The sequence below is a fragment of the Halomonas sp. LS-001 genome, from assembly GCF_052983955.1.
In genome coordinates this window covers 530,084-549,872 of the sequence record NZ_CM129816.1, presented here as the reverse complement: position 1 = coordinate 549,872, position 19,789 = coordinate 530,084, and the positions used below count along the sequence as shown (strand labels likewise).

The window sequence follows — 19,789 nt, the reverse complement described above, 5'->3', positions numbered from 1 at the left end:
TTCTCTCTCCACGAGGCGTTTTAGCATCAGACATCAAACGTCAGGGATGGCTCTTATACGCCTGCCGCCTGACGCAAGGCATCGGCTTTATCGGTTTTTTCCCACGGGAAAGCAGTAAAGGTTTCGGTTTGCTCTTCCCCAGTGCTATCTACCCAGTGATAGCTGTGTTCAAACGGCTCGCGGCCAAAATGCCCGTAGGCGGCTGTCAGCTGATACATGGGATGCAGCAGGTCAAGCATTTTGGTGATCGCGAAGGGACGCAGATCAAAATGCTCACGCACCAGTTTGACGATGTCGGCGTCGGGAATATGGCCAGTGCCGAAGGTATCAATCGCCACCGAGGTCGGCTCGGCAACGCCAATCGCGTAAGAGACCTGGATTTCACATTTATCCGCCAAGCCAGCTGCCACAACGTTTTTGGCCACGTAACGGCCTGCATAGGCGGCGCTGCGATCAACTTTGGAAGGGTCTTTGCCGGAGAAGGCACCGCCACCGTGGCGTGCCATGCCGCCGTAGGTATCGACAATGATCTTGCGACCTGTCAGACCACAGTCCCCCACCGGGCCGCCAATCACGAAGGTGCCGGTCGGATTGATATGAAACTGGGTATTGTCATCCAGCCATTCATTGGGAATGACCTGTTCGATGATTTCGCGTTTCACCATGGTGCGCAGCGCTTCCTGATCAATCTCAGGGTCGTGCTGGGTCGAAAGCACCACGGCCTCCACGCCACTGGGTTTGCCATCGGCGTCGTAGCGGAACGTCACCTGGCTTTTGGCATCCGGGCGCAGCCACGGTAACAGCCCTTGCTTACGCAGCTCCGCCTGACGTTCAACCAGACGATGCGAGTAATGAATCGGGGCAGGCATCAGCGAGGCGGTTTCGTTGGTGGCATAACCAAACATCAGGCCCTGGTCACCCGCTCCCTGGTCTTCTGGCTTGGCACGGTCAACGCCTTGGGCAATATCGACACTCTGCTTGCCGATCAGGTTGACGACACCACAGGTAGCCCCGTCAAACCCGACATCAGACGATGTGTAGCCAATCTCGGTAATCACTTGACGTACCAGTGCTTCCAGGTCGACCCAGGCACTGGTGGTAATCTCACCGGCAATAATCGCCACGCCCGTTTTGACCATGGTTTCGCAGGCAACACGTGCCTGTTTATCACGGGCGATGATAGCATCCAGCACGGCATCAGAAATCTGATCGGCAATTTTATCGGGATGCCCTTCGGAAACGGACTCGGAAGTAAACAGGGAATATTCGCTCATCGCGCTTTTGACCTTCTGTGTGACGGCTGTCGCTCGTAGCATCAGCAGGAAATCATGGCAGGAGGCCCTGCCTACCTATATAGGAAGTGGCCATGCCAATTCGGGGGGCAGAGTTTACACCCTGTTGGCGGCGCTTCACAGACTCTTGCATCGATATTGACCGACATTGCACCGCAGCATAAATTTAATCCCTGAATAGCCACATTATTTGCCGCCGCTGACGAAGTCAGCGACAATACGCGTTTTACTATCGTTTTCAGGCGAGGAGCCCCCCATGCCGTCCCGTTTCGAGTTGGCCAATGCCATTCGCGCCCTTTCCATGGATGCTGTTCAGAAGGCCAAATCCGGCCATCCTGGCGCGCCCATGGGCATGGCAGATATTGCCGAGGTGCTATGGAATGACTACCTCAAGCATAACCCCGAAGACCCCAAATGGGCTGACCGTGACCGTTTTATTCTTTCCAACGGCCACGGTTCAATGCTGCTCTACTCTCTGCTGCACCTAAGCGGTTATGAACTGAGCCTTGAGCAACTGCGCAATTTCCGCCAGTTGCACTCGCCGACCGCTGGCCATCCGGAATTCGGCTATGCACCGGGGATCGAAACTACCACCGGCCCGCTCGGCCAGGGGTTTGCCAACGCAGTGGGCATGGCACTTGCCGAGAAAACGCTAGGTGCTCAGTTCAACCGCCCAGGCCACACCATTGTTGATCACCGTACCTGGTGTTTTCTCGGTGACGGCTGCTTGATGGAAGGCATCTCCCATGAAGTGGCGTCTCTCGCGGGCACTCAGAAGCTCGGCAAGCTGACCGCTATCTACGATGACAACGGCATTTCCATCGATGGTGAAGTCGATGGCTGGTTTACCGACGATACGGCCAAACGCTTTGAAGCCTATGGCTGGCATGTGGTGCCAAACGTTGATGGCCATAAGCCTGAAGAAATCAGGGCTGCCATCGAACTTGCCCAGCAGCATGACGATAAGCCTAGCCTGATCATCTGCAAAACCATCATTGGCTTTGGCTCTCCCAACAAGCAGGGCAAGGAAGAAGCCCATGGCGCACCGTTAGGCGATGATGAAGTGGCCGCAGCGCGTGAACAGCTGGGCTGGCCCCATGCACCTTTCCATATCCCCGAGCCTGTCTATACGGCCTGGGATGCTCGCGATGCTGGCAAAAAACATCAGCAGGCGTGGGAAGAGAAGATGCGCCGTTACGAAGAGGCCTTCCCTGCCGAAGCGCAGGAATTCAACCGTCGCCTGAAAGGTCGTCTCCCGCCGGAGCTTTCCAGCGAGGCCTTCATCCAGCAGAGTCAGGAAAAAAGCGAAAACATCGCCACGCGTAAGGCATCACTGAATGTCCTCAACGTTCTGGGGCCTCAGATGCCCGAACTGCTGGGTGGCAGTGCAGACCTGGCACCCTCCAACCTGACATTCTGGAACGGCGCCAAAGCCATCACGCCGGATGATGCCAGCGGCAACTACCTGCATTATGGGGTGCGTGAGTTCGGCATGGGCGCGATCATGAACGGTATCGCTCTCCACGGTGGTTTCGTGCCATATGGCGCGACCTTCCTGATCTTTATGGAATACATGCGCAATTCCGTGCGTATGGCCGCTCTGATGGGGCTTCATACCACCTATGTCTTTACGCATGATTCCATTGGCCTGGGGGAAGATGGGCCTACCCATCAGCCTATCGAGCAGCTCACCAGCCTGCGCACCACGCCTAACCTGAACACCTGGCGCCCTTGTGATGCAACGGAAACAGCCGCCTCCTGGGATGCGGCACTGAAACGCCGTTCCGGGCCAACGGCACTGGTGCTCTCACGCCAGAACCTGCCTAACCAGCCTCGCACCACAACCCAGCTGGCGGATATTCAGCGCGGCGGCTATATCCTCAAGGATAGTGATGCCACCCCCGAGCTGATCCTGATTGCCACCGGTTCCGAAGTCGCTTTGGCAATGGACGCGGCAGCTGAGCTGGAAAAACAGGGTAAAGCCGTGCGTGTGGTTTCCATGCCGTCCACCTACCGCTTCAACGGCCAGGATGCTAAATACCGTGAGCAGGTACTTCCTGCCAGCATCACCAAACGGATCGCCATCGAAGCGGGCCATGCTGACTACTGGTACAAGTACGTAGGGCTGGAAGGCTGTGTTATCGGCATGACCACTTATGGTGAATCAGCGCCTGCTGGCGACCTGTTCAAGCATTTTGGTTTTACGGTCGAAAACATCATCGAACAGGCCAATCGTCTGATCGAGCAAGCCTGATAGGTAATCCTGTGGCAGCGTTAGGTGGTTTTCTGTGGCTTATCAGTTACTGGCTGATCGGGGAGGTAATCGTTTACTTCACCGCGATTCCCGTCTCTTCTGGCGTGCTGGGCATGTTGCTGCTGAGCATTACACTGGCGCTACGCGGCGGGGTGCCTGATACCCTCGCCGCGGCCGCTCAGCCGCTGATTGCCCTACTGGCCATGCTAATCATGCCCGGCGTTGTCGGGGTTTTCTTTATTGCCGGTGAGTTCGGTGGGCAATGGATTGCCATCGCCATCGGCCTGGTCTTGGGCACTTTTCTGAGTGTGTTCACGACGCTCTGGTTAATGCGCCGCCTGATGCGGGGTGAGCATGCTAAGTAATGCCTTGATTGAACAGCTTACGGCAACGCCTTTCTTTGCAGTGGCGCTCACCATCGCAGCCTACTTGATGGGCCTGGCGATTTTCAGGTGGCTCAGGCAACCTACTTGGTTACCTGCGGTTTTGGTCGCCGCCCTGTTGTTAGCCAGTTTTCTACTGATCAGCGGCCTTGATTACTCGACCTACCAACAGGGGGCAAACTGGCTTTCTCTCCTGCTTGGCCCTGCCACGGTGGCACTCGGTATGCCGCTGTATCAGCAGCTTCCACGTATTCGTGAGCTATGGCGCCCGCTGGCGGTATGCCTGCCGGTCTGCGCCAGCCTCGCTGTCGTGTACGCACTGGGCATCGCCTGGTTGCTGGGTGCCTCCGATCTGGTGCTTGCCTCATTGGCAGCCAAATCCGTTACGGCGCCCATTGCGATTGGTATTACCGAACAATTTGGCGGTTCTATTGCGCTGCTGCTGGGCGGACTGTTAATCACTGGCGTGATGTCGATTGCGTTTGTCAGCCTTAGCGCCCGGTTCATGGGAATTACCGATGAACGTCTGATCGGTTTTGCACTCGGGCTTAACGGCCATGCCATCGGCACGGTCAGGGCGTTTGAGATAGGCCCCACAGCAGGTGCTTTCGCCTCACTCGGCATGAGCTTAACAGGGATTTTTACGGCGCTACTGCTACCGCTGGCCTGGCGTCTGGTCAGCTAACCATCATCTTCAGCGTCTGCATTAAGGAGACATATGGCCGCGACGGCTCCGACTTACCGCATTGCCATTAACGGCTATGGCCGCATTGGCCAATGTGTTCTGCGTGCATTGGTGGAGCGCCAGTCACCGGGTATCCAGGTTGTGGCCATCAATGAGCTCTCTGATCTGGATACCATTGCTTATCTGACCCGTTTCGACACGACCCATGGGCGCTTCCCTACCCAGGTAGAAAGCAAGGCGGATCATCTGATTATCAATCATCAGTCCATTCGCGTTCTGAATGAACCTGACCCGGCAAACCTTCCCTGGGATGCACTCGATATTGACCTGGTGCTTGAATGTTCGGGCAGCTTCAAAGATCGTGCCACCGCAGAAAAACACCTGGCAGCAGGCGCTAAACGGCTACTGTTTTCTCAACCCGCCGAAAACACCATGGATGCCACTATTGTATGGGGCATCAATCAGGACATGCTGACGTCCCATCAGCGCATTCTTTCAGCGGCCTCCTGCACCACCAATTGCCTACTGCCGTTGCTAACCGTCATGGATGAGGCGTTAGGCGTGGAGCACGGCGTCACGACCACGGTGCATTCAGCCATGAATGATCAACCGGTGATCGACGCCTATCACCAGACAGACCTGCGCCTGACCCGCTCGGGCATGCACTCGATTGTGCCAGTCGATACGGGGCTGGCATTAGGCATCAGCCGTTTGATGCCTAAGCTAACCGGGCGTTTTGAGTGTTTACACCTGCGTGTGCCGACCATTAATGTTTCTGCCATGGATATTGCCATTACGGTTTCCCGTGACACCTGCGTGCAGGAAGTCAATAACCTGTTACAAGTCGCCAGCCAGACCCACTTGCACGGCGTATTGGGTTACACCGAAACCCCGATGGCCTCAGTGGATTTTAACCATGACCCTCACTCCGGCATTCTGGATGCCACACAGACTCGGGTGGCGGGCACTCGGCTGATCAAACTACTCTGCTGGTTTGATAATGAATGGGGGTTTGCCAACCGCATGCTGGATATCAGCGAACGGCTGGCAACGCTGACGCAGTCTGCAAAATGACGCTAACCCAATTTTATTAATAAACGGTATCAACACGAGGACAGCTTCACATGAACGTGCAGAAAATGACTGACTTGCCACTCAAAGGGCAACGTGTCCTGATTCGTGAAGACCTGAACGTACCTATCAAGAACGCGAGCGTTTCCAGCGACGCCCGCCTGCGCGCGGCTCTGCCGACGATCCAGGCTGCCGCCGATGCAGGCGCCAAAGTGTTGCTGATGAGCCACCTGGGCCGCCCGACCGAAGGCGAGCCAGCGGAAGAGTTTTCATTGGCCCCCGTGGCAGAGCGCCTTCAACAGCTGCTTGGCCGCCCTGTCACTTTGGTCAAGCATTATCTGGAAGGCGGGCCCGAGCTCAACGATGGCGATATCGCCTTGCTCGAGAATGTCCGCTTCAACAAGGGCGAGAAAAAGGATGACGAAGCGCTGGCAAAACAGTATGCCGCGCTCTGCGATATTTTCGTCATGGACGCGTTTGGCACAGCTCACCGTGCCCAGGCTTCCACGCATGGTGTTGCGCGCTTTGCACCGACAGCATGTGCCGGGCCGCTATTAGCCAACGAGCTTGAAGCGCTGGAAAAAGCCCTTGCTCATCCCAGGCGCCCGATGACCGCCATTGTCGGCGGGTCAAAAGTATCCACCAAGCTGGATGTCCTCAATTCCCTTTCAGAGAAGTGCGATCAGCTTATTGTTGGGGGTGGCATTGCCAACACCTTTATTGCTGCAGCAGGCTATAATGTAGGCAAATCACTGCATGAAGCCGATCTGATCGGTCAGGCCAAAGCCCTGATGGAAAAAGTCGCGATTCCGCTGCCGACTGATGTCGTGGTGGCAACAGAGTTTTCGGAATCCGCCGAGGCGGTTGTCAAACCGGTTGACCAGGTGGCAGACAATGAAATGATTCTGGATATTGGCCCTGAGTCTGCCGCACAGCTAGCAGGCTTGCTGAAAGAGGCAGGCACCATTTTATGGAATGGCCCGGTTGGCGTGTTCGAGATCGATCAGTTTGGCAAGGGCACTCAGGTCATCGCTGAAGCCATCGCGGATAGCCAGGCATTTTCGATTGCGGGAGGCGGTGATACGTTAGCGGCTATCGACAAATATGCGATTGCTGAACGCGTGTCTTACATCTCAACAGGTGGCGGTGCTTTCCTGGAATACGTTGAAGGCAAGGTTCTGCCCGCTGTGGCCGCCCTGGAAGCCGCTGCATCTGGCGCATAACCGGTCAGTTTCATTAATACAGACACATTCACAACAACGATACGTTTTTTCTATTTTCACAAGGTGACTTTATGGCTCTCGTTAGCATGCGTCAGATGCTGGATCATGCCGCTGAATTCGGTTATGGCATTCCGGCTTACAACGTCAACAACCTGGAACAGATGCGCGCAATCATGGAAGCGGCTGACAAGACCGACTCTCCTGTTATCGTCCAGGCATCTGCTGGCGCGCGAAAATATGCGGGCGCTCCGTTTCTGCGTCACCTGATTCTAGCCGCTGTGGAAGAGTTTCCACATATTCCCGTGGCCATGCATCAGGATCACGGCACCAGCCCCGCCGTTTGTCAGCGCTCGATTCAACTTGGCTTTTCATCCGTCATGATGGATGGCTCGCTGGGTGAAGATGGCAAGACGCCTATGGACTATGCCTACAACGTTGATGTTACGCGTCGCACGGTCGAAATGGCCCATGCCTGCGGCGTTTCCGTCGAAGGTGAACTGGGTTGTCTGGGCAGCCTGGAAACTGGCATGGCCGGTGAAGAAGATGGCATCGGGGCAGAAGGCAAGCTGGATATGGAACAGTTGCTGACTGACCCAGAAGAAGCTGCTGAATTTGTTAAAGCCACTCACGTGGATGCATTAGCCATTGCTATCGGTACCAGCCACGGCGCTTACAAATTCACCCGCCCGCCCACAGGCGACACCTTATCGATCCAGCGTATCAAGGAAATCCACGCGCGCATTCCTGATACTCACCTGGTCATGCACGGTTCCTCTTCTGTGCCTCAGGAATGGCTGGAAGTTATCAATCGCTACGGCGGTGAGATCCCGGAAACCTATGGTGTACCCGTGGAAGAAATCATCCAGGGTATCAAGCATGGTGTACGCAAGGTCAATATTGACACCGATCTGCGCTTGGCCTCTACCGGTGCTGTGCGTCGTTTCCTGGCCGAAAACCCGTCAGAGTTTGACCCACGCAAATTCCTGAAAGAAACCGTTAGTGCCATGCGCGACCTGTGTATTGATCGCTACGAAGCGTTCGGCACAGCCGGTAATGCCAGCAAAATCAAACCTATCAGCCTCGAAGATATGTTCAAGCGCTATGAAAGTGGCGAACTGTCTCCTAAAGTAAAATAAAGGCACGGGGTATTGTTAGCCAAGGCAGCCTGCGGGGCTGCCTTTTTTATTCCTGCGACGAACCTGATGAAAATTGATAGAACAGTGTTCGATAACATCGTAGAATAATGGATATCGTAGGATTTTGGTTTCTGTATCAGGTAGCCGCGCTTTGAACAGTGCAAGGATGGACAATGTTTTTGCCTCTTCTGCTATTTGATTGCGATGGCACTCTTGTCGACAGCGAACCTCTTCTGGCAGAAGAGATGGCTATCGGCCTAAATGCAGTAGGTTTGCCTTTTGCAGTCTCAGACTATATGGGTGAGTTTCGTGGCGCCCGTTTTAGACGTATTGTTGCTGAGCTTCAGCAGCGCCATGGCGTAGTCGCTCCAGATCAGCTGGAAATCATGGAAAGCGCCATGCGTAGCAACCTGGCACTGCGTCTTGCCAACGAGCTGACTACCATTGCAGGTGCCCGCGAGGCATTACAGCAGCTGGGCGACTATCCCCGTGCCGTGGTTTCCAACGGGCCGGAAAAAAAGATTCGTAATGCCCTGCACACGACAGAACTGGATGCCTACTTTAACGATCATTTATTTAGTGGGTATACCGCTAACTGCTGGAAGCCCGAACCGGGTTTACATCTGTATGCAGCTCACAGCATGGGGTTTCCCGCCCATGACTGCATTGCGATTGATGATGCTCTGGTTGGCGTCAAGGCAGCACTTGATGCCGGGATGACGGTGATTCATCTCAATCGCTTTCCCGAGGCTGAAACAACGCCGTCTGATGCGATAATGATCAACAGTATGCATCAACTGCCAGATACCATCCGTCAATTGACCCGTGAGCGTTGGCACCACCCCGCTACATTCAAATGTTATAAAGGAGCCTAGGCATGGCATCATTGCGTGATCAGCTAGGCGGGCTTGTCTATTCTACGGAGCAAGGCAACACCTGCCCCGATTGCCGTGAAGCACTGGATCAATGCCGTTGCGACGACATCGCCGAACAGGCACGTATTGCGTCACTCGATGGCATTGTGCGTATTCGCCGCGAAACGAGCGGTCGCAAAGGTAAGGGCGTTACCACCCTGACCGGCATTCCGCTGCCTGACAATGATCTCAAGGCACTCGCCAAACAGCTGAAAAAACGCTGTGGCACCGGCGGGGCAGTAAAAAATGGCGTGATTGAAATTCAGGGTGATCATCGTGAAACGCTTAAACAAGCGCTTATTGAGCATGGTTACCAAGCAAAACTTGCCGGCGGTTAAACCCACCTGACTTAACTACCGGCTTATCAAGGCACTCGTTATGGTTTGGCTGGAATACCTGCTACCGCTTATTTTTCTTTTCCCGATGGCCGCCATGGGTGGCATTGTACTGGCGTTGCGCAGCCTTTATGACGCTCGTGTGAATTCTCCTTTTAACACCCACCCGCTGCGTACTCCCGGCCAGGCGTTGCGTGACCGTCTTAATCAGGCGTTTTCGAGCCTCTTCCTTCATGGCACTCTAGGGCCACTTATTAGCTTATCGCCGCTGGTTTACGGCATGGGCAGAATGCTTTTTGTCGATCGCCAGGACTGGATAGAGTGGGCATTATACGGCCTGTTCAGTACGCTATTAGTGCTGGTTTTTTCTCTGTTACTGGTACGTGACTACCAGCGCATCCGTCGTCTGAAGCTAGGACTTGCATGTGAGCTTGCCGTTGGGCAGGAGCTGGAAAATCTGATCCGGCCCGACGCACATCCTTATTATATTTTTCATGATGTGCCAACGGATAACTTTACAATCGACCATGTTGTAATCACACCACATGGTATTTTTGTGGTTGAAACCCGTGCACGCACCAAAGCCATTGGTAGCGATGGTGGTGAACTGGCTCAGGTATTTGTTGAGCCTGAACGTTTACGTTTCCCTCACTGGCAGGAACGGCGCCCCCTGTACAAAACACGTCAGGCAGCGCAGTGGCTAACACAATGGCTGGAGCAAGGCTGTGGCGTCAGTGTGCCAGTACGTGGCATTCTGGTCCTGCCTGGGTGGGACGTTGATACCTCGGAAGCCGCCGACGATATTCTCGTGGTCAGCGGCGAACAACTGGCTCAACAACTGACAGAATTAACAGAGGGCAATTTCAGCGAAGCCGTTCACGATCAGGTTATCTATCTACTACTTGAGCGTGCGAAACTGATGGAGTACAAGCACCTTCGCCAGCCTTCCGTCTAGCACGCGGCGTTACCCCTGACCTTTCAGCTTGCCACCCATTTCCTGGGCCAGGTCAACGGCAAAGTGGTCTGTCATGCCGCCGATAAAATCCAGCATACGGCGATAGCTCGCATACAATGGCCAATCCCGCTGCGGAGTGTTTTCACCAATCAAGGCCAGCACACGTTGATGTTTGAAAGACAGATGCCCAGTGTGATGTAACTCATGGGCAGCTCCAATAAAGGCTTCAAGCAGAATTCCCAGCGTTGTGTAGGCGCCAATTTCAAGCTTGGCTTTACGCTCGTTCTGAAAGATCCTCTCACGCGCTAATTGCTTGGCGGCACGCACCCCCCAACCCAGATCCGGATGGCACAGTTCCAGCAGATCATTTTCCAGCTGGCCGGCAAGCAACGCTTGCTCATGCTGCACAAACACGGCACCGACGTCATTAACCGCTCGTTCCATGGCAGCACCGCGCAGCAATGCAATGCGACGACGCTGAGAGACGCCTCTTGCCTGCATTTCCAGATACTCAGCAGGTATTTCACCGGCAATATGCTGCAGGATATCGCTTACTTCGTTGTAATGCAGAATCCCCATTTCAAGGCCGTCTTCAAGGTCCAGCAGGGCATAGCAAATATCATCAGCCGCTTCGACCAGCCACGCCAGTGGGTGCCGACACCAGCGATCTTCGCCTTGCGACAGCAACCCTAGCGATTCAGCGACTTCTCGCAATATGGTTAACTCGGATTGATAGGCGCCAAATTTCCCGTCCTGAGTTCGATGCGCCACGCTCCAGGGGTATTTCAGCAAGGTTCCCAGCGTCGCAGCGGTCATCCGCATTCCACCTTGAAACTGGTTATATTCGATTTGCGTTATCACCCGAAAACCTTGGGCATTGCCTTCATAGGTCAGTAAGTCATCACGCTCTGCAGCAGTTAAGCCATCAAGCAATCCACTGTTCTGGGCCCGCTGAAACCAGTCGCGTATAGCGTATTCGCCAGCATGGCCAAACGGTGGATTACCAATGTCATGCCCCAGGCAAGCCGTTTGAATAATGACCCCCAGGTCAGCGGGTGAGATCCAGGCAGGCAGGCGATCATTCAAAAGTTCCCCAACACTCATCCCCAGAGAGCGGCCGACACAGCCAACTTCCAGCGAATGCGTCAAACGGGTATGAATATGATCGTTCTCGGTTAAAGGGTGTACCTGAGTCTTACGCCCTAAACGGCGAAATGATCCTGAAAAAACAATCCGGTCGTGGTCCTTGTGAAAAGGACTACGCCCGATTTCGCGGCCATTGCCAAGACGCTTATCATGCAGTCGTTGTGGGGAAAGCAGCTTTTCCCAGCGCATTGATGTCATGTCACTCCTCCTAGGGTCTGCATTTTGACACAAAAAGCTGGCGATTTTCGTCTACCCCAAAACAAAAAACCCAGCCGGATGGCTGGGTTTTTTGCGGTATAAGTGCCTGACGATGACCTACTCTCGCATGGGGAGACCCCACACTACCATCGGCGCTAAGCGGTTTCACTGCTGAGTTCGGCAAGGGATCAGGTGGTTCCCGCTCGCTATGGTCGTCAGGCGTAACTGGTCTATATCAAGCTGATGCGCAGGCTATTGATGACCTGCGCTGTACGTGTTCTTAAATTGTCCGCGCTTTTACTTATGCACTGTGATCGTCTCTTGCGTATCCGGCTTTGCTCTTTCGAGCATCGTTATCACTGCGACCAGACCCCTTGGGTGTTATAGGGTCAAGCCTCACGGGCCATTAGTACACGTTAGCTCAACGCCTTGCAGCGCTTCCACACCGTGCCTATCAACCAGCTGGTCTCGCTGGGCCCTTCAGGAGGCTCTAGGCCTCAGGGATGTCTCATCTTGAAGGGGGCTTCCCGCTTAGATGCTTTCAGCGGTTATCCCGTCCGCACTTAGCTACCCGGCAATGCCACTGGCGTGACAACCGGAACACCAGAGGTGCGTCCACTCCGGTCCTCTCGTACTAGGAGCAGCCCTTCTCAAACATCCAACGCCCACGGCAGATAGGGACCGAACTGTCTCACGACGTTCTAAACCCAGCTCGCGTACCACTTTAAATGGCGAACAGCCATACCCTTGGGACCGACTTCAGCCCCAGGATGTGATGAGCCGACATCGAGGTGCCAAACACCGCCGTCGATGTGAACTCTTGGGCGGTATCAGCCTGTTATCCCCGGAGTACCTTTTATCCGTTGAGCGATGGCCCTTCCATACAGAACCACCGGATCACTAGAACCTGCTTTCGCACCTGCTCGACGTGTCTGTCTCGCAGTCAAGCACCCTTATGCTCTTGCACTCATTGCACGATGTCCGACCGTGCTGAGGGTACCTTCGTGCTCCTCCGTTACTCTTTGGGAGGAGACCGCCCCAGTCAAACTACCCACCACACACTGTCCTCGATCCGGATAACGGACCTGAGTGAGAACGCCAATGATGCCAGGCTGGTATTTCAAGGTTGGCTCCGCCCGAACTGGCGTCCGGGTTTCCAAGCCTCCCAGCTATCCTACACAGGCAACATCAGCGTCCAGTGTGAAGCTATAGTAAAGGTTCACGGGGTCTTTCCGTCTAGCCGCGGGTACACCGCATCTTCACGGCGATTTCAATTTCACTGAGTCTCGGGTGGAGACAGCGTGGCCATCATTACGCCATTCGTGCAGGTCGGAACTTACCCGACAAGGAATTTCGCTACCTTAGGACCGTTATAGTTACGGCCGCCGTTTACCGGGGCTTCGATCAAGAGCTTCTCCGAAGATAACACCATCACTTAACCTTCCGGCACCGGGCAGGCGTCACACCCTATACGTCCGCTTGCGCGTTAGCAGAGTGCTGTGTTTTTACTAAACAGTTGCAGCCACCTGGTATCTTCGACCGGTTCGGGCTAGGAGAGCAAGTCTCTTCACCCTACGCCGGCGTGCCTTCTCCCGAAGTTACGGCACCATTTTGCCTAGTTCCTTCACCCGAGTTCTCTCAAGCGCCTTGGGATTCTCTCCCTGACCACCTGTGTCGGTTTGGGGTACGGTCGCACATGATCTGAAGCTTAGAGGCTTTTCCTGGAAGCGTGGCATCAATGACTTCCTGACCGTGGTCAGTTCGTTTCGTGTCTCGGCCTTGAAGTCTCCCGGATTTACCTGGGACACAAGCCTACTCACTTTCACCAGGACAACCAACGCCTGGCTCACCTAGCCTTCTCCGTCCCCCCATCGCAATCATGTCCGGTACGGGAATATTGACCCGTTTCCCATCGACTACGCCTTTCGGCCTCGCCTTAGGGGCCGACTCACTCTGCTCCGATTAGCGTCGAACAGAAACCCTTGGTCTTCCGGCGAGGGCGTTTTTCACGCCCTTTATCGTTACTCATGTCAGCATTCGCACTCGTGATACCTCCAGCAGACTTCTCAATCCACCTTCATTGGCTTACACGACGCTCCTCTACCGCTCATCCAGAGGATGAACCCGTAGCTTCGGTACCTGATTTAGCCCCGTTACATCTTCCGCGCAGGCCGACTCGACTAGTGAGCTATTACGCTTTCTTTAAAGGATGGCTGCTTCTAAGCCAACCTCCTAGCTGTCTGAGCCTTCCCACATCGTTTCCCACTTAATCAGGATTTCGGGACCTTAGCTGACGGTCTGGGTTGTTTCCCTTTTCACAACGGACGTTAGCACCCGCTGTGTGTCTCCCACGCGTCACTCACCGGTATTCGGAGTTTGCCTCGGGTTGGTAAGTCGGGATGACCCCCTAGCCGAAACAGTGCTCTACCCCCGGTGGTGCTACATGAGGCGCTACCTAAATAGCTTTCGAGGAGAACCAGCTATCTCCGAGCTTGATTAGCCTTTCACTCCGATCCACAAGTCATCCAAATCTTTTTCAACAGATCCTGGTTCGGGCCTCCAATTGATGTTACTCAATCTTCACCCTGCTCATGGATAGATCGCTCGGTTTCGGGTCTATACCCTGCGACTGGTGCGCCCAGTTAAGACTCGCTTTCGCTACGGCTCCCCTATACGGTTAACCTCGCCACAGAATATAAGTCGCTGACCCATTATACAAAAGGTACGCCGTCACGGAACAAGTCCGCTCCGACTGCTTGTACGCACACGGTTTCAGGGTCTATTTCACTCCCCTCTCCGGGGTTCTTTTCGCCTTTCCCTCACGGTACTGGTTCACTATCGGTCAGCCAGGAGTATTTAGCCTTGGAGGATGGTCCCCCCGTCTTCAGTCAAGGTTTCTCGTGCCCCGACCTACTCGATTTCACATGATCAGATTTTCGACTACGGGGCTATCACCCGCTATGGCCGCGCTTCCCAGCGCATTCGCCTAATCAGTCACATGCTTAAGGGCTGGTCCCCGTTCGCTCGCCGCTACTAGGGGAATCTCGGTTGATTTCTTTTCCTCAGGGTACTTAGATGTTTCAGTTCCCCTGGTTCGCCTCCTGTCACCTATGGATTCAGTGCAGGATACTCATCTTGTGATGAGTGGGTTTCCCCATTCAGAAATGCCCGGGTCACAGGTTGTTTGCCACCTCGCCGAGCCTTATCGCAGGCTTCCACGTCTTTCATCGCCTCTGGCTGCCTAGGCATCCACCGTGTGCGCTTCATTGCTTGACCCTATAACCCGAAGGAGTCTGGGGTTCGCAATGACAACGATTGCCGGATACGCTTGAGACGTATCACATAACAATTTATTACGTACATGGTTCTTTCACGTTCGTGATCCACAACAGCGTCATAAAGACGGTGATGGATCGCGTTCTTAAAAGAACCTTATCAGCTTGATATATTGTTAAAGAGCGACTGCCATAAGCAGTGATAAACGAATGCTTTTTCACGTTAAAAAGAAAAAGAAAAGTCTTTAAAAAAGGTCTTTTCTCTTTTTTCAATATGAAGAAATCGCTTATCACTGCGTATCAACAGCTATCTGATCAGGTAATTCATTGTGAGCGCTTACCGCGAGGATAATGCATCGTTTAAGGAGGTGATCCAGCCGCAGGTTCCCCTACGGCTACCTTGTTACGACTTCACCCCAGTCATGAACCACACCGTGGTGATCGCCCTCTTGCGTTAGGCTAACCACTTCTGGTGCAGTCCACTCCCATGGTGTGACGGGCGGTGTGTACAAGGCCCGGGAACGTATTCACCGTGACATTCTGATTCACGATTACTAGCGATTCCGACTTCACGGAGTCGAGTTGCAGACTCCGATCCGGACTGAGACCGGCTTTAAGGGATTCGCTCACTCTCGCGAGTTGGCAACCCTTTGTACCGGCCATTGTAGCACGTGTGTAGCCCTACTCGTAAGGGCCATGATGACTTGACGTCGTCCCCACCTTCCTCCGGTTTGTCACCGGCAGTCTCCTTAGAGTTCCCACCTTTACGTGCTGGCAAATAAGGACAAGGGTTGCGCTCGTTACGGGACTTAACCCAACATTTCACAACACGAGCTGACGACAGCCATGCAGCACCTGTCTTACAGTTCCCGAAGGCACACCAGAATCTCTTCCGGCTTCTGTAGATGTCAAGAGTAGGTAAGGTTCTTCGCGTTGCATCGAATTAAACCACATGCTCCACCGCTTGTGCGGGCCCCCGTCAATTCATTTGAGTTTTAACCTTGCGGCCGTACTCCCCAGGCGGTCGACTTATCGCGTTAACTTCGCCACAAAGTGCGCTAGGCACCCAACGGCTGGTCGACATCGTTTACGGCGTGGACTACCAGGGTATCTAATCCTGTTTGCTACCCACGCTTTCGCACCTCAGTGTCAGTGTCAGTCCAGAAGGCCGCCTTCGCCACTGGTATTCCTCCCGATCTCTACGCATTTCACCGCTACACCGGGAATTCTACCTTCCTCTCCTGCACTCTAGCTTGACAGTTCCGGATGCCGTTCCCAGGTTGAGCCCGGGGCTTTCACAACCGGCTTATCAAGCCACCTACGCGCGCTTTACGCCCAGTAATTCCGATTAACGCTTGCACCCTCCGTATTACCGCGGCTGCTGGCACGGAGTTAGCCGGTGCTTCTTCTGCGAGTGATGTCTTTCCTGCCGGGTATTAACCGACAGGCGTTCTTCCTCGCTGAAAGTGCTTTACAACCCGAGGGCCTTCTTCACACACGCGGCATGGCTGGATCAGGGTTGCCCCCATTGTCCAATATTCCCCACTGCTGCCTCCCGTAGGAGTTCGGGCCGTGTCTCAGTCCCGATGTGGCTGATCATCCTCTCAGACCAGCTACGGATCGTCGCCTTGGTGAGCCATTACCTCACCAACCAGCTAATCCGGCATAGGCTCATCCGATAGCGGGAGCCAAAGCCCCCTTTCTCCCGTAGGACGTATGCGGTATTAGCCTGAGTTTCCCCAGGTTATCCCCCACTACCGGGTAGATTCCTATGCATTACTCACCCGTCCGCCGCTCGTCAGCATCTAGCAAGCTAGATCTGTTACCGCTCGACTTGCATGTGTTAGGCCTGCCGCCAGCGTTCAATCTGAGCCATGATCAAACTCTTCAGTTTAAAATCATTGTGATTCTTACTTGTCACTCTAAAGCAACAAAAGCGAATCAAACTTGGCTCAAGGTTCAAACGAATTCATTTCAATTTACATTGTCATGACCGCTTGCCTTGATATTTGGTGATTTATCACCCTCATCGGCAAGCGCCCACATGAATTACCTGATCAAATTTTTAAAGAGCATCCGCGAGGTGGTTATTAAACCGTGCCATTCGATGACCTGAATGACTTGCCTCAGCGAGGAAGACATATTCTACGCATTCCTGTGTGTTTGTCAATGACTGATTTCGATTTCAGCGGGAGAAGAAAACGCAATGACTATTCGCCAACTTCTTGACAAACCGAAGGTTTTTACCTTCAACTTTCTTTTTAACACCGCGGACAACGCTGTGCGTCCCCTGCAGCGGATGCGTACTTTACGGTTTCGCCGCAGAGGATGCAAGAGGTTTTGTAAAAAAAGTTCAAATAAGCGTCACACGGGCGTAACGTTTTTTCCCAGCCTGAATAACGTAGGCCTGATTCGTTGCCAGCATCGTATCCTGAGCAACGACATCACCGTCTACTTTTACACTGCCGTTTTTCAACATGTCTTTGGCTTGAGCACTGTTCTTGGTCAGGCCGGAACGATTAAGCACGGCGGCTATCGGTGCCTGTTCGTTACCTTCGAAATCCACTTCTACTTCAGGAAGGTCTTCAGGTAGCTCACCATCAGCCAACTGGTTACCCGCTGACTTGTGGGCATTGGCAGCGGCTTCATCACCGTGATAGCGGGCAATCAACTCGCGAGCCAACTCCATTTTTACGTCACGCGGGTTTGCCCCCTGCTCAACGTTTTGCTTGAGCGCATCAATCTCTTCGTTGGACTTAAGGGACAGCAGTTCAAAATAGCGCCATATCAAACTGTCCGGCATGGAGACGAGTTTATTGAACATCGCTCCGGGCGCTTCATCAACGCCGACATAGTTGCCCAACGATTTGGACATCTTTTGCACGCCGTCCAGACCTTCCAGTAGCGGCATGGTAATGACGACCTGCGGCTCCTGGCCGAAGTGCTTTTGAATTTCGCGCCCCATCAACAGATTGAACTTCTGATCCGTCCCACCCAGTTCGATATCTGCTTCGAGCGCCACCGAGTCGTAGCCTTGCACTAACGGGTAAAGGAACTCGTGAATGGCAATCGATTGATTGGCTTTGTAACGCTTCTCAAAATCATCACGCTCAAGCATGCGGGCAACCGTGCTTTGTGCTGCCAGCTCAATCATCTTGGCCGCGCTTAGCTCTCCGAACCATTCAGCATTAAAGCGCACCTCGGTTTTTTCCGGGTCGAGGATTTTAAATACCTGCTCTTTATAGGTCTCGGCGTTGGCTTTTACATCAGCTTCAGTGAGCGGCTTACGCGTTACGTTTTTACCCGTGGGGTCGCCAATTCGTCCTGTAAAATCACCAATCAGGAAAATAACGGTATGACCGAGATCCTGGAACTGACGCATCTTGGTCAACAGCACACTATGCCCAAGATGCAAATCAGGCGCGGTGGGATCAAACCCTGCTTTTATACGCAGCTTGCGGCCAGAAGCCAGTTTCTGTTTCAGTTCATCTTCCACCAGAATTTCATGCGTGCCACGCGACAGTAATGCCAGCGCCTGATCCACCTCGCTCATCGCCTCATCTCTCCGTTAGACTCAAACCGCCCTATCGTGGGCATTAGAATGGTAAATATGGCGCGATGTTATCATGATCATTCTACGGGGTTGAGCCTTTGAAGGCGGATCACAGCAATTCACCTGTGATAATGTCGCAATCGGCTTGGAAACATGATCGACGGAACCACAGGAATGGCCCATGCAAGATTCTTTACAACACGCTTCACCGCATTCGCCTGAAAGCGTTTCTGGTTACACGGCGCAGCGCTATATCGGATTAATGTCGGGCACTAGCCTGGATGGCATTGACGCAGCCATGATCGAAATAGTGCCCGAGACTCGCCCCCGTTTAGTGGCAACTCAGGCCATCGAGATTCCTATTGCATTACGTGAACAGCTGCTAACGCTTTGCCATAGCGATCACGCGTTGTTTTCTCAGCTGGCAGCAGCTGAGCAGGCGTTTAGCACGCTACAGGCCGAGGCGGTGATGGCGTTATTAACGCGTACAGATACTCGCGCAGAAGACATCAGCGCGATTGGCAGTCATGGCCAAACCATTGAGCATGCCCCTGGAGGCCACACTGGCGGTCCAGCGTATACATTGCAGCTCGACAACCCCAGCCTTCTGGCGGAGTTAACCGGCTGCACGGTTGTTGCCGATTTTCGTCGCCGTGACCTGGCCGCAGGAGGCCAGGCAGCGCCGCTTGCCCCGGCGTTTCATCAGGCACTTTTCCGGGACGAACATCAGTCACGCGTGGTACTTAACCTGGGTGGGTTTGCCAATATCACTTGGCTACCCGCGGGGGGTGACACACCACAGGGCTTCGATACTGGCCCGGCCAATGTGCTTTTAGATGCCTGGTACCAACGCCATCATGAACAGGCGCTGTTTGACCGTGATGGTGACTGGGCAGCTGACGGCAAGGTGGATCACGCGCTGCTTGAGCGCTTATTGAGCGAGCCATTTTTTCACCAGCCACCTCCGCGCAGCACTGGACGTGAGCTGTTTCATTTGCCATGGCTGGAACGTTATCTGAGTGGCCATGAAGAGGCTCAGAACATTCAGGCAACGCTGGCAGAACTAACGGCCCGTAGCGTTGCAGAAGGCATTCAGCAGCTGACTCAGCACCAGGCATTTCACCTGATTGTGGCTGGCGGGGGTGCCTATAATGCCGATTTATGTCAACGCATTAATAACCACCTGCCTGAAGCAACGCTAACCACACCGGATGACTGGGGCTGGCCAGCCGACTGGATTGAGGCTGGTGCCTTTGCCTGGCTGGCCTATCGCCGTCTGCATAACTTACCCGGCAACCTGCCAAGTGTGACGGGCGCCTCAGGAACTCGCATATTAGGCGGCATCTACGCACCCTGAAACACCCTTTAA

Annotated in this window: 13 protein-coding genes and 3 rRNA genes; 10 read left to right on the top strand and 6 right to left on the bottom strand. The window is 54.0% G+C overall.

Going from position 1 to position 19,789, the window contains the following annotated elements:
- Positions 1–53 precede the first annotated feature (53 nt).
- Entirely contained in the window at positions 54–1,274 is a 1,221-nt protein-coding gene (gene metK / locus ACU6TU_RS02410) for a methionine adenosyltransferase (protein WP_447144164.1), read from the bottom strand.
- A 274-nt stretch (positions 1,275–1,548) separates the two neighbouring features.
- On the opposite strand from metK, the gene tkt reads away from it, so the two are divergent.
- From tkt to ACU6TU_RS02365, 9 genes are all read left to right on the top strand, one after another.
- Positions 1,549–3,546: a transketolase gene (gene tkt / locus ACU6TU_RS02405; RefSeq protein WP_447143000.1), complete on the top strand. Its 1,998-nt coding sequence runs from the start codon at positions 1,549–1,551 to the stop codon at positions 3,544–3,546.
- Positions 3,547–3,557: 11 nt separating this feature from the next.
- Positions 3,558–3,911: a CidA/LrgA family protein gene (locus ACU6TU_RS02400; protein WP_447142999.1), complete on the top strand. Its 354-nt coding sequence runs from the start codon at positions 3,558–3,560 to the stop codon at positions 3,909–3,911.
- A complete protein-coding gene (locus ACU6TU_RS02395; RefSeq protein WP_447142998.1) occupies positions 3,901–4,614 on the top strand; it encodes an LrgB family protein in 714 nt (237 codons plus the stop codon). The genes ACU6TU_RS02400 and ACU6TU_RS02395 overlap by 11 nt, the downstream gene beginning before the upstream one ends.
- 33 nt (positions 4,615–4,647) lie before the next feature.
- Positions 4,648–5,688 carry a type I glyceraldehyde-3-phosphate dehydrogenase gene (locus tag ACU6TU_RS02390; RefSeq protein ID WP_447142997.1) on the top strand — a complete coding sequence of 347 codons (1,041 nt, stop codon included), beginning with the start codon at positions 4,648–4,650 and terminating at the stop codon, positions 5,686–5,688.
- Between the two features lie 50 nt (positions 5,689–5,738).
- Complete coding sequence (locus ACU6TU_RS02385; RefSeq protein WP_447142996.1) at positions 5,739–6,908, top strand: phosphoglycerate kinase; 1,170 nt, start codon at positions 5,739–5,741, stop codon at positions 6,906–6,908.
- 71 nt (positions 6,909–6,979) lie between these two features.
- Complete coding sequence (gene fba, locus ACU6TU_RS02380; RefSeq protein ID WP_447142995.1) at positions 6,980–8,044, top strand: class II fructose-bisphosphate aldolase; 1,065 nt, start codon at positions 6,980–6,982, stop codon at positions 8,042–8,044.
- Positions 8,045–8,217: 173 nt separating this feature from the next.
- On the top strand, positions 8,218–8,919 hold the full coding sequence (locus ACU6TU_RS02375) for an HAD-IA family hydrolase (RefSeq protein WP_447142994.1): 702 nt from the start codon (positions 8,218–8,220) through the stop codon (positions 8,917–8,919).
- Positions 8,920–8,921: 2 nt separating this feature from the next.
- Positions 8,922–9,296 (top strand): translation initiation factor Sui1, encoded by a 375-nt coding sequence (locus ACU6TU_RS02370; protein WP_447142993.1) that lies wholly within the window; start codon positions 8,922–8,924, stop codon positions 9,294–9,296.
- Between the two features lie 40 nt (positions 9,297–9,336).
- Positions 9,337–10,248, top strand: a complete 912-nt coding sequence (locus ACU6TU_RS02365; RefSeq protein ID WP_447142992.1) for a nuclease-related domain-containing protein — start codon at positions 9,337–9,339, stop codon at positions 10,246–10,248.
- A gap of 9 nt (positions 10,249–10,257) precedes the next feature.
- Here ACU6TU_RS02365 and ACU6TU_RS02360 read toward each other — a convergent pair whose 3' ends face one another.
- From ACU6TU_RS02360 to tyrS, 5 genes are all read right to left on the bottom strand, one after another.
- Positions 10,258–11,592: a deoxyguanosinetriphosphate triphosphohydrolase gene (locus ACU6TU_RS02360; protein WP_447142991.1), complete on the bottom strand. Its 1,335-nt coding sequence runs from the start codon at positions 11,590–11,592 to the stop codon at positions 10,258–10,260.
- Positions 11,593–11,696: 104 nt separating this feature from the next.
- A 5S ribosomal RNA gene (gene rrf, locus ACU6TU_RS02355) occupies positions 11,697–11,812 on the bottom strand.
- A 165-nt stretch (positions 11,813–11,977) separates the two neighbouring features.
- Positions 11,978–14,868, bottom strand: a 23S ribosomal RNA gene (locus ACU6TU_RS02350).
- 360 nt (positions 14,869–15,228) lie between these two features.
- Positions 15,229–16,761, bottom strand: a 16S ribosomal RNA gene (locus tag ACU6TU_RS02345).
- Together the 16S, 23S and 5S rRNA genes form the textbook arrangement of a ribosomal RNA operon.
- 459 nt (positions 16,762–17,220) lie before the next feature.
- On the bottom strand, positions 17,221–18,420 hold the full coding sequence (tyrS, locus tag ACU6TU_RS02340; RefSeq protein ID WP_447142990.1) for a tyrosine--tRNA ligase: 1,200 nt from the start codon (positions 18,418–18,420) through the stop codon (positions 17,221–17,223).
- A 181-nt stretch (positions 18,421–18,601) separates the two neighbouring features.
- On the opposite strand from tyrS, the gene ACU6TU_RS02335 reads away from it, so the two are divergent.
- On the top strand, positions 18,602–19,777 hold the full coding sequence (locus ACU6TU_RS02335; RefSeq protein WP_447142989.1) for an anhydro-N-acetylmuramic acid kinase: 1,176 nt from the start codon (positions 18,602–18,604) through the stop codon (positions 19,775–19,777).
- Positions 19,778–19,789: the final 12 nt, after the last annotated feature.

What these genes read in the sequence shown, in the direction of transcription:
- metK (WP_447144164.1), bottom strand. Translation starts at nt 1,274, where the DNA reads ATGAGCGAATATTCCCTGTTTACTTCCGAGTCCGTTTCCGAAGGGCAT.
- tkt (WP_447143000.1), top strand. Translation starts at nt 1,549, where the DNA reads ATGCCGTCCCGTTTCGAGTTGGCCAATGCCATTCGCGCCCTTTCCATG.
- ACU6TU_RS02395 (WP_447142998.1), top strand. Translation starts at nt 3,901, where the DNA reads ATGCTAAGTAATGCCTTGATTGAACAGCTTACGGCAACGCCTTTCTTT.
- ACU6TU_RS02390 (WP_447142997.1), top strand. Translation starts at nt 4,648, where the DNA reads ATGGCCGCGACGGCTCCGACTTACCGCATTGCCATTAACGGCTATGGC.
- ACU6TU_RS02385 (WP_447142996.1), top strand. Translation starts at nt 5,739, where the DNA reads ATGAACGTGCAGAAAATGACTGACTTGCCACTCAAAGGGCAACGTGTC.
- fba (WP_447142995.1), top strand. Translation starts at nt 6,980, where the DNA reads ATGGCTCTCGTTAGCATGCGTCAGATGCTGGATCATGCCGCTGAATTC.
- ACU6TU_RS02375 (WP_447142994.1), top strand. Translation starts at nt 8,218, where the DNA reads ATGTTTTTGCCTCTTCTGCTATTTGATTGCGATGGCACTCTTGTCGAC.
- ACU6TU_RS02370 (WP_447142993.1), top strand. Translation starts at nt 8,922, where the DNA reads ATGGCATCATTGCGTGATCAGCTAGGCGGGCTTGTCTATTCTACGGAG.
- ACU6TU_RS02365 (WP_447142992.1), top strand. Translation starts at nt 9,337, where the DNA reads ATGGTTTGGCTGGAATACCTGCTACCGCTTATTTTTCTTTTCCCGATG.
- ACU6TU_RS02360 (WP_447142991.1), bottom strand. Translation starts at nt 11,592, where the DNA reads ATGACATCAATGCGCTGGGAAAAGCTGCTTTCCCCACAACGACTGCAT.
- tyrS (WP_447142990.1), bottom strand. Translation starts at nt 18,420, where the DNA reads ATGAGCGAGGTGGATCAGGCGCTGGCATTACTGTCGCGTGGCACGCAT.
- ACU6TU_RS02335 (WP_447142989.1), top strand. Translation starts at nt 18,602, where the DNA reads ATGCAAGATTCTTTACAACACGCTTCACCGCATTCGCCTGAAAGCGTT.